The sequence below is a fragment of the Chitinophaga sp. genome (assembly GCF_035564935.1).
Taxonomy (GTDB): Bacteria; Bacteroidota; Bacteroidia; order Chitinophagales; family Chitinophagaceae; genus Chitinophaga.
Genome location: NZ_DATMTE010000083.1, coordinates 1 through 10,428, shown reverse-complemented (window position 1 = coordinate 10,428; position 10,428 = coordinate 1). Strand labels below are relative to the sequence as shown.

Here is a 10,428-nt window from a genome sequence, read left to right as displayed (position 1 = left end):
ATTACTTATTTGGCTGTGGTGTAGTTCTCAGGTAAGGCTTGATAATTTTATGGCCTTTCGGAAAACGCGCAGGAATATCTGCTGTTGACACCGCTGCTGTAACGATTACATCTTCCCCATCTTTCCAGTCTGCCGGGGTAGCTACGCTATACTTAGCGGTCAACTGCAGGGAATCCAATACGCGGAGCACTTCTACGAAGTTCCTGCCGGTAGAGGCCGGGTAAGTGATAATGAGTTTTACTTTCTTGTCTGGTCCTATAATAAACAAGGATCTGACAGTAAATGTTTCAGAGGCATTTGGATGAATCATATCATACAGGTTTGCCACTGTTTTGTTTTCGTCTGCAATAATAGGAAAAGTTACGTCACACTGTTGTGTTTCGTTAATATCATTTATCCAGCTCAGGTGTTTATCCAGTGGATCCACGCTTACAGCCAGCACTTTGGTATTACGTTTTGCGAACTCGTCCTTTAACTGGGCAGTTCTGCCCAATTCGGTAGTACATACCGGTGTAAAGTCTGCCGGGTGGGAAAACAGGATCCCCCAACCTTCGCCGAGGTAATCGTAAAAATCTATTTCCCCTATTGTGGTATTGGCCTTGAAATTAGGAGCAGCATCGCCCAGTCTTAAACTCATAGCTTTACGATTTAATTGACCAAAAATAGCATTTTCCTACAAGATTTATAGACTTTAAGGGATTTTTTTCAGAAATTTGCGTTTTTTTTCCGGGGCGAAGGAATTGGGAGTTAACAAACAATGGAAATCGGGGGTTAATTCAAACGGATCCCAGGCAGATGCCTATGGGTATCAGGGGTTAACGTAAATGGATGCAAGGCAAGGCGGTTAATATAAATGGATGAGGGTCAGCATCAACATATGTATGAAAATTAACATTCATTGATGCCAGGGTTAACATAAATGGATTTTTCGTCATCGTTTTGTGTTTTAAGGTTAACGTAATGGATACAGGGTTTGTCAATGGATAAAAATGTGATCAGGGGTTAACGTAAAATGGATACAGGGTTCGTCAATAGACGAATACGATCAATGAATAAAAATATGGTCAATCTCTATTTAGCGGCAGAAGTATGCAACTGCCAGGCATAATAAGCCATACTGAACTTGCTATCGTTTTCCAGTGCGGCCATTACCCGGGCAGTATCCTCTCCCAGTTCCAGTTCAATAAATCCGAGATACAGGTTATAGGCATCATGAAGCATTTGTATACAGTACTCCATTTTCTCATTGATACTACCGGAGCTGTACTGTGCCGCAGGTGGTAGCGTAGGCTGTACAGGCACCGGCATCTGGATCACGCGCTCAATATAGTAGCATTCTTCATCCGCATATGCTTCCCAGTTCTCGTCCTGCTGCAGGCAGGGCCTTCTCATATGGAATATGAGATGATCAAATACCACGGCTCCTCCAAGTTCTGCCTCCAGGTCTATAATGTCCGGTGTACGGCGCATATCCTCCAGTTTCTTCACAATCGTCATCTGCACGGCATCATGCTTATCCTGGCTGAAACGCAGCATGGTGTTCATTACTTCATAAGTAGTTACAAAATCACAGGGATACCATACTTCATCCAGTAGCGCCTGGCCCCAGAGTGTCAGATAATTGGAATCATCCATGATGATCTGCTCAATTGAAATGGCCTGCACCTGCGTAATTGCTGTAGTTGTATTTACCTTGTTCATAACCATCAGGTTTTAATAACACTACAAATTTACCGGCGCCGCACGCAAGGGATTTGCGTAGTGATCTTTTGATGATAATTTTTTTAATCCTCGTTGCAAAAGCGGGAATTGTTTATTTTTATTATCTAAATTTTATCTTTTGCCAAAGAATAAAGACGCGGTGTCGCGCTACCGCTGGATCGATGAGCGGTTGCGCAGCAAGCAGAAACCCAAACCTACCCTGGATAACCTGATTGAGTATGTATCGGATAAAATGGGAACTGCAATTTCTACCCGCACCATCCAGAAAGATATCCAGGATATGCGCCAGGACCCTGAACTGAATTATATGGCGCCTATTGTATATGAGCGCAGCAGTGGTACCTACCGCTACTCAGACGATAGCTTTTCCATCAGTAATTCCCCTATAGAAGAAGCGGATCTGCAGGGGCTGGAAATTGCCATTGGTATACTGGAACAATTCCGGAGCCTGCCGGTAGTACAGCAATTTGAAGACGCTATTCTGAAAATTGCCGCCAGTCTGAAAATGAACAGGGAAGCCCTTCAGCATAAAGGGCTCATTAAGTTTACCCGGGCCTCTCAATACAAAGGGGCAGAACATATCCCGGAAATAGTGGACGCTATTAAAAACCTGGAAGTGATCCGCATTGCCTACCAGAGCTTCGACCGCGATGAACCTAAAGAACATTGGGTAGAACCTTATCATCTCCGCGAATACCAGCACCGCTTTTATCTTATCGGTAAAAGCCAGAAAACACGCGGCGGTGCAGTAGTCACCTTTGCGCTGGACCGGGTAGTGAAACTTTGGCCCACCAATAAACATTTTGATGAAAAGAATTTTGACGAAGCCAGCTACTTCCAGCATGCAGTAGGCATTACGGTACACGACGGAGATCCGGAACATGTATTACTAAGCTTTACCCCAAGGCAGGGTAAATATGTAAAGTCGCAGCCCATCCATTCCTCCCAGGAAATAGTGGAAGATAACAATGATGAATGCCGTGTATCCCTTCACGTTGTTATAAACCCCGAACTTACCATGACCCTGCTGAGTTATGGCTCCCAGGTAAAAGTGCTGAAACCCGCGCACCTGGCTGAAAAAATGGCTGAGGAAGCCAAAGCCATGGCAACGCTGTATAAATAAGTAAAACCGCTACCGGGCCTGGGCCGCCCGGTAGCAGCACGCTCTTTAAGGATTGCTAGGCTTGGCAAACAGGCTATCCGCCACCGGCTGGTTCGTTTCAATCTTCATAATGTTTATTTTCACTCCACCCGGATCCTGCTCTGTTACACCAGGATAGGCCAGCCCCTCCGGTGTTTTTTTGTAGTCCGACAATAACGTTACCAGGTCCATCTCCTGTCCCTGCACATTCATGTGATTAGTTGCCTTCACCAGCAGGTAAGTTTTGGCATCCAGGTAAGCAATACCCGATGTTCCATCTGCAGCAGTGATCTTCAGCTTATATGCCGGAGATCCGTTCACCGTATCCTTTCCCTGTAATTCTATCTTTTTCCCTTTGCTTTTATAGCCATACAGTTCCCCTCTTACATCCAGCTGGGTTTTCATCAGCTTCAGCATCTCCGGGTTCATGTCCTGCGGCGTTGTTTGCTGCATCACCGGCATCAGGCTCCAGCCCGCATCACGGGTTACCACCTGCACATTGCTGGTACCATTTACCGTAAACTCCAGCCGCATGGCCTCGTCCTGCTTTACCCAACGCCTGATAGGCACCGTTTGTCCCTGTACTTCCATATTTCCCTCTACATATTGCGACTTGATCCCTTTCAGCTTCTCCTTACCTCCCATTGCCTCAATATTCTTAGCAATCAACTCGTCAGCAGATTGTGCGCCGGCACAATAACCAGCCATCAGCAAAGCAGTTAACAGTGTATAAAACCTGGTTCCTGTGATCATAAAAAAATGTTTTCCGTTGAACAATAAAGATACCTCTGAGCAACTCCGGCATCTCTTTTCAAAAAATACGCCAGCATTGAAAATACGACCTATTCCTTAGCTTTGCAAAATGAATACATTCCAGCTCTCAGGCAACCTCGTAGATATACTGCAACAGGAAATATACCCGGCTACGCTTCATATAAAAAACGGCCGCATCAGCAGCATCGAACGCAACAGTAACAAATACAACACCTACCTGCTCCCCGGCTTTACGGATGCGCACGTACATGTGGAAAGCTCTATGCTCATTCCTTCAGAATTTGCCCGCCTGGCCGTTGTACACGGCACCATTGCCACCGTAAGCGATCCGCATGAAATAGCTAATGTAATGGGCGTAAAGGGTGTAGAATATATGCTGGAAAATGGCAAAAAAGTACCCTTCCGGTTTAATTTCGGCGCTCCCTCCTGCGTACCGGCCACCGCTTTTGAAACGGCAGGGGCAACAGTAACCGTAGCCGATATTGAAGCATTATTGCAGAGAAACGACATCAAATATCTTACAGAAATGATGAACTTCCCGGGCGTACTGCATAAAGATCCGGAAGTACTCGCTAAAATAGCCGCCGCCAAAAAAGCAGGTAAGCCTGTAGACGGCCATGCTCCCGGCCTGCGGGGCGAAACCGCTGCCGCATATATTGCCGCCGGCATCAGCACCGACCATGAATGCTTTACCATAGAAGAAGCCCTGGATAAACTGCAGTATGGCATGCATATCCTCATCCGTGAAGGAAGCGCTGCAAAAAACTTTGAAGCCTTGTACCCATTGCTGCATGATCATGCCGACCATATCATGTTTTGCAGCGACGATAAACACCCCGACAACCTGGTGGAGGGCCATATCAACCTCCTCGTAAAACGGGCGCTGGCCTATGGCGTTGACCTGTTCAAAGTATTAAAGGCGGCCTGCATTAACCCGGTACTGCACTATAAACTGGACAATGGCCTGCTTCGCGCAAATGATCCGGCGGATTTTATTGTAACAGATGATCTGCAAAACTTTAACATACTCGCCACCTATATTAACGGTGGGAAAGTGGCGGAAAACGGACAATCGCTGATACCTTCCATTTCTTCATCTCCCGTAAATAATTTTATAGCAGATCCGGTAACTGCAGATGATATTCGTATGCCCGTTAACGATAGTAATGCAAAAGAGATAAATGTGAAGGTGATCGGCGCCATGGACGGGCAGTTGATCACGAATGCACTTTCCGCGGTGTTGCAGGTCGCCAACGGTCAGATAGTTAGTGATACGCAACAGGATATCCTCAAGCTGGTGGTAATAAACCGCTACCGGAAAGCAGCGCCCGCAATAGCATTTATACATGGCTTCGGCCTGCAACACGGCGCCATCGCGTCTTCTGTGGCACACGACAGTCACAATATCATTGCGGTGGGCGCCAACGATGAAAGCATTGCTGCAGCCATCAATATCGTGATCGCTGCACAGGGCGGCATCAGCGCGGTGGGTAACGGGGTTACACAAGGGTTGCCGTTACCTGTTGCAGGACTGATGAGTAACCTCGACGGATATACGGTGGCCGCACAATACAGCGCGCTGGACAAAGCAGCCAAAGAACTGGGATCCACACTGGCATCCCCTTTCATGACCTTGTCCTTTATGGCGCTATTGGTTATCCCGCATTTAAAACTGAGCGACCTGGGATTGTTTGACGGCGACAGTTTTCAATTTACCCTACCTTACTAAATAAAAAAAGCAGCGGCTCCGCTGCTTTTTTTGATATAATCTCTTGTTAATGCGTTGTCCACAATGCACCGTTAATGGAATCCCTTGATGCGCCCGTAACCCCGCTCAATACATTCTCGTCCTGCCTCCAGCGCAATGTTCCGATGAGCGCCATAATCAACGCTTCCTTGAAACTAACGGTTTGTTCATCCGGTACTTCCACGGTAATGCCCAACGGCTCCAGCTGTTGGCGGATAGTACTTACCAGGAATGTATTAAAGGCGCCCCCGCCGGTTACCAGCATTTTGCCGGGGCCTTCCGGCAGCTGTGCTTTCAGCGCTTTCACAGCAAGGGTCACCTGTGCGGCAATATGCTCCACATAAGTGCGGAGCTTACCCTGCACAGAAATGCGCAAAGGCGCTATCAGCGGTAATATGGTATGGGTGCCAAAGTCGTTGGCCAGCGATTTGGGCCATGGCTTAGCATAGTAATCCAGTTGATTCAGTTGCTCCAGCAGACTGTTATCGGCCACCCCGCCTGCTGCCAGCGCACCGCCATCATCGTACGGTTTATTCAGCGCCGCTGCCAGTGAATTTAACACCCGGTTGGCCGGGCAGATATCAAATGCCACAAACTGCTCCGGCAGCTGCGCAGAAATATTGGCAATGCCGCCCAGGTTAAGCCAGTACTGGTAGCCGGGCAACAGGTATTTTTCGCCAATAGGCACTATAGGAGCCCCCTGTCCGCCCAGCGCTACATCCACCGCCCGCAAGTCGTTGATAACAGGCAACCCGGTTACCGCGGCGATAGCTGCGCCATCGCCCAGCTGCGCGGTCATTTTCTGTGAAGGAATATGAAACGTGGTATGGCCATGAGAAGCAATGAAGTGAATTTTATGATCCAGCTGGTTCTTTTCAATAAAATCCAGGATACGCCTGCCGGTATAATGCCCATAGGCGGTATGCAGCAGCAGGTAATCCTTTGCCGGTAAGGAAGTGGCCTGTGCCAGCTTCTCCGCCCATTCCGGTTCATAAGGCAGGCTTTCTGAAGCCTTGATAACATAGGTCCATTGTCCGCGTATCTCGGTCAGTTCCGCAAAAACTATATCTAATCCGTCTAATGAGCTACCAGACATGGTGCCAATCACGTTATATACCATCGACAAAAATTTCAGCAAAGGTAGTTTTAAAATATTTTTTTTACGATTTATGGAAACAGGATCGCCCCACACATCATACCGGCAGAAAACTACTTCGCCATGAAAAAATATCTCACTTTACTATTACTCAGCTGCCTGGTGGCATTTACCGCCTCCGCCCAACAGGTAAGGGTTATTACAGGTATTGTAACAGACAGTCTGCTCAAAAGCCCCATCCCCAATGCAGTGATCAGGATGAAAGGAACGGATGTATTAACAGCTACCGATAAAAAAGGGCAGTTCAGCCTGAAAACCGCCACCGGTACGCTGATGCTGGAAGTAAACGCTTCGGGCTACCCGGTTAAGGAAATAACGGTAAGTGCAGGACAAAATAAACTGAAAGTGCAGCTGGTCCGGCTGCAGCCAATTGATAAAAGAAGTAACCAGTATATAATGCAGGATAAAGCTGCCCCCACCAATGCTGCATTGTCTGAAGTAGTGGTGGTGGGCTACGCCACTCAAAAACGCAGGAATGTAACCGGGTCCGTGTCCTCCATCAGGGGCAACCAGATGAGCTATGCGCCTGCCCCGGCATACAATACAGAAGACTATAGCCCTATTAATGAAAATATTTTCCATGCCACCACCGACCAGCCGCTCAGCACCTTCAGCATCGATGTGGACCGTGCCTCCTACAGTAATGTACGCCGCTTCCTGAACCAGGGTATGATGCCGGAGCCGGATGCTGTAAGAGTGGAAGAAATGATCAATTATTTTGACTACCAGTATAAAGCCCCCGAAGGCAAAGACCCCGTAGCCATTTACACGGATATGGCTATTTGTCCCTGGAACACAAAGCACCAGCTGGTACGCGTAGCATTAAAAAGTAAACAGATGGATACCCGCAGCCTCCCTGCATCCAACCTGGTTTTCCTGATAGATGTTTCCGGTTCAATGTTTGGTGAAAACAGGCTGCCGCTGGTAAAACGGGCCTTCGCAGTATTAACGGAACAGCTTCGTCCGGAAGACAAGGTGGCAATTGTGGTATATGCCGGCGCTGCAGGAGTAGTGCTCCCCGCTACCAGCGGTAGCAATAAGCAGAAGATCCTCGCTGCACTTGAGCAGCTGGAAGCCGGCGGTTCCACTGCCGGTGGCGAAGGCATAAAAATGGCCTACAGCATTGCCGGCGAACTGCATTCAAAAAATAGTAACACCCGCGTAATACTTGCTACCGACGGCGATTTCAATGTAGGCGTTTCCAGCGACGGAGAACTCACCCGGATGATCGAAAAGGAAAGGGAAAAAGGTATTTCTCTTTCAGTACTTGGTTTTGGTATGGGTAATTATAAAGATAATAAACTGGAACTGCTGGCAGATAAAGGAAATGGTAACTATGCCTATATCGATAATTTTGAAGAAGCCCGCAGAACCTTTGTTACGGAGTTTGGCGGTACAATTTTTACCGTGGCTAAAGATGTAAAACTGCAGGTGGAATTTAACCCGCAGTTCGTGCAGTCGTACCGGTTAGTAGGCTATGAAAACCGCCTGCTGGCCAATGAAGATTTCAACAACGATAAAAAAGATGCAGGAGATATGGGAATGGGACACACGGTAACCGCCCTGTATGAAATTATTCCTTCCGGGCAAAAGGGCGAAACCGTTAACTGGGTAGACCCGCTGAAATACCAGCAGGGTAAAGTGATCGGTAATAAATCCGAAGTACTTACCGTGAAATTACGTTACAAACAACCCGCTGGCGATCGCAGTTCACTGATGGAAAAAGTACTCCCCTACAGTAATCAGGAAATTACCGATGTACCGGAAGATTTCCGGATGGCGGCTTCCGTGGCAGCCTTCGGGCAATTGCTGCGTCACTCTGCATTTAAAGGCACTGCTACTTACGACCAGGTGTTGTCCTGGGCCGGCAATTCCAGGGGTACAGATGCCGAAGGTTACCGTGCTGAATTTATTCAGCTGGTGAAAAAAGCGATGCTGCTGGACAAGGAGTAGTTCCACTATTTTTCGGTATTTTGCGGCCTCAAAGGAACAGCTCATGATTATCAATTTAAGTGAAACCAATTCATTGGTGGGAGAATGGTTAAGCGAGATCAGGAATATAGACGTTCAGCAGGACCGTATGCGTTTCCGGCGTAACATGGAACGGCTGGGAGAAGTAGCGGCATACGAGATCAGCAAAACACTGGATTATGAGGAAAAGGAAGTAACTACCCCCATGGGTATTGCTACCTGCCGGGTACTGAAATCACAACCGGTACTGGCTACCATTTTACGCGCAGGACTGGCATTGCACCAGGGACTGTTACATTACTTCGATAAGGCGGATCACGCATTTGTTTCTGCTTACCGGAAACATAACCACGACGGTTCTTTTGATATCAGCCTGGAATATGTGAGCACTCCTTCCATCGACGGACAGGTGCTTATTCTTTCCGATCCCATGCTTGCCACCGGTTCTTCACTTGTAAAAACCATAGAGCACCTGGAAGAGATAGGCAAACCCAGTCATATACACCTCGTAGTGGCCATTGCATGTACGGTGGGAATCGAATATGTACTACGCACTACCAAAGCGAACCTCACCATTTGGGCAGGAGATATTGATGATGAACTCACCGCCAAAGGCTACATAGTACCGGGGCTGGGAGATGCCGGCGACCTGGCCTTCGGAAATAAATTACAACAATAATAATCCTGAATAATCGTTTTGCAGATAGCAGTTTTGTATCTTTAAAAAGAACAAAACTGCTATTCTTTTTTGCGGCACCGGATTTTTATACATGAATTTAATTTGAGATATGATTTAATTGGCGTACCTTCACCGGTATCGCATAAACCCTATGCTATAAGCTTAACTATATGAAAAGAGCTTTACTATTCTTGGCCATATTACTTTATTTAAATCCGTTGCGGGCGCAAGACCCGCACTTTTCGCAGTTTTTTGCGTCGCCGCTAACCCTTAACCCAGCATTTACAGGTTTATTTTCAGGAGATTATCGTTTATCCGGCAACTACCGGTCGCAATGGAGGAGCATTTCTACCCCCTTTGTAACAGGAACCGCAGCTATTGATTTCGGTATCTTAAAAAACGTGATCTCTTATACCGACATATGGGGAGTAGGTCTTATGGCAATGTACGACAGAAGCGGCGGTGGCGCCCTCACTTCCAGTTACCTTTCCTTCAGCACCGCCTATCATAAAGGGCTGGATCCCGAAGGAAATCATACCCTGGCCATCGGTCTTCAGGGAACACTGGTGCAAAAAAGAATAGACAACACCAAACTGCAATTTGAAAACCAGATCGATAACAACGGGTATAACCCAATGATTCCCAGTAATGAAACGCTGGTAAATCCAAAAATATCTTACTTCGATCCCAACGTCGGTATTTTATACAACGGCCTCATCGGTGAAGCATCCAATATTTACCTGGGCGCTTCCTATTATCATATCACCCAGCCTACAGAATCATTCATGAACCTTACCCAGAACCGGCTCAGCTATCGCTGGACCCTGCATGGAGGCGGTTCTGTTCCGGTAAACGGGCAAGACAGGTTTCACGCCAGTATCCTGTACATGAAACAAAGCACCGCTTCCGAATTTACTTTTGGCGGCGCCTACGGCTTCATGCTCAACGATATGGATGATAACCCCACTACCTTTTACCTGGGTAGCTGGTACCGGATGAAAGATGCCATTATTCCCTATGTGGGCCTTGAAATCAAAGGCTTCCAGATAGGCCTTACTTACGATACCAACGTGTCCAGCCTGAAACCAGCCTCCAACTACCGTGGCGGCCTAGAAATTTCCCTTATCTATATTCACACGCGGAACGAAAACAACAAATATAAAACCCTCTGTCCGCGTTTCTAAGACCGTACGCTTCCCGCAAAATCATTATCCTGATCCGGAAAAAATAGCAAAAGA

Annotated in this window: 9 protein-coding genes; 5 read left to right on the top strand and 4 right to left on the bottom strand. The window is 47.3% G+C overall.

Going from position 1 to position 10,428, the window contains the following annotated elements; all coding sequences use genetic code 11:
* Position 1: 1 nt before the first annotated feature.
* Positions 2 to 637, bottom strand: a complete 636-nt coding sequence (locus VN105_RS02350; protein ID WP_325637542.1) for a peroxiredoxin — start codon at positions 635 to 637, stop codon at positions 2 to 4.
* 434 nt (positions 638 to 1,071) lie between these two features.
* The gene (locus VN105_RS02345; RefSeq protein ID WP_325637540.1) at positions 1,072 to 1,701 is read right to left on the bottom strand and encodes a hypothetical protein; all 630 of its coding nucleotides are present in this window, start codon (positions 1,699 to 1,701) and stop codon (positions 1,072 to 1,074) included.
* 139 nt (positions 1,702 to 1,840) lie between these two features.
* Here VN105_RS02345 and VN105_RS02340 point away from each other — a divergent pair, with 139 nt between their 5' ends.
* Positions 1,841 to 2,845 carry a WYL domain-containing protein gene (locus VN105_RS02340; protein ID WP_325637538.1) on the top strand — a complete coding sequence of 335 codons (1,005 nt, stop codon included), beginning with the start codon at positions 1,841 to 1,843 and terminating at the stop codon, positions 2,843 to 2,845.
* A gap of 45 nt (positions 2,846 to 2,890) precedes the next feature.
* Here the strand turns inward: VN105_RS02340 and VN105_RS02335 are convergent, their stop codons facing one another.
* The gene (locus VN105_RS02335; protein WP_325637536.1) at positions 2,891 to 3,616 is read right to left on the bottom strand and encodes a hypothetical protein; all 726 of its coding nucleotides are present in this window, start codon (positions 3,614 to 3,616) and stop codon (positions 2,891 to 2,893) included.
* A gap of 109 nt (positions 3,617 to 3,725) precedes the next feature.
* Between VN105_RS02335 and ade the strand changes: the two genes are divergently transcribed.
* Positions 3,726 to 5,366, top strand: a complete 1,641-nt coding sequence (gene ade / locus VN105_RS02330; RefSeq protein ID WP_325637534.1) for an adenine deaminase — start codon at positions 3,726 to 3,728, stop codon at positions 5,364 to 5,366.
* A 46-nt stretch (positions 5,367 to 5,412) separates the two neighbouring features.
* Here ade and VN105_RS02325 read toward each other — a convergent pair whose 3' ends face one another.
* Positions 5,413 to 6,522, bottom strand: coding sequence for an anhydro-N-acetylmuramic acid kinase (locus tag VN105_RS02325; protein ID WP_325637532.1), 1,110 nt, complete (start codon positions 6,520 to 6,522; stop codon positions 5,413 to 5,415).
* Positions 6,523 to 6,603: 81 nt separating this feature from the next.
* Between VN105_RS02325 and VN105_RS02320 the strand changes: the two genes are divergently transcribed.
* From VN105_RS02320 to VN105_RS02310, 3 genes are all read left to right on the top strand, one after another.
* Positions 6,604 to 8,493 (top strand): vWA domain-containing protein, encoded by a 1,890-nt coding sequence (locus VN105_RS02320; RefSeq protein WP_325637530.1) that lies wholly within the window; start codon positions 6,604 to 6,606, stop codon positions 8,491 to 8,493.
* Positions 8,494 to 8,536: 43 nt separating this feature from the next.
* Positions 8,537 to 9,190, top strand: coding sequence for a uracil phosphoribosyltransferase (gene upp / locus VN105_RS02315; protein ID WP_325637528.1), 654 nt, complete (start codon positions 8,537 to 8,539; stop codon positions 9,188 to 9,190).
* Between the two features lie 191 nt (positions 9,191 to 9,381).
* On the top strand, positions 9,382 to 10,374 hold the full coding sequence (locus VN105_RS02310; protein ID WP_325637526.1) for a PorP/SprF family type IX secretion system membrane protein: 993 nt from the start codon (positions 9,382 to 9,384) through the stop codon (positions 10,372 to 10,374).
* Positions 10,375 to 10,428 lie beyond the last annotated feature (54 nt).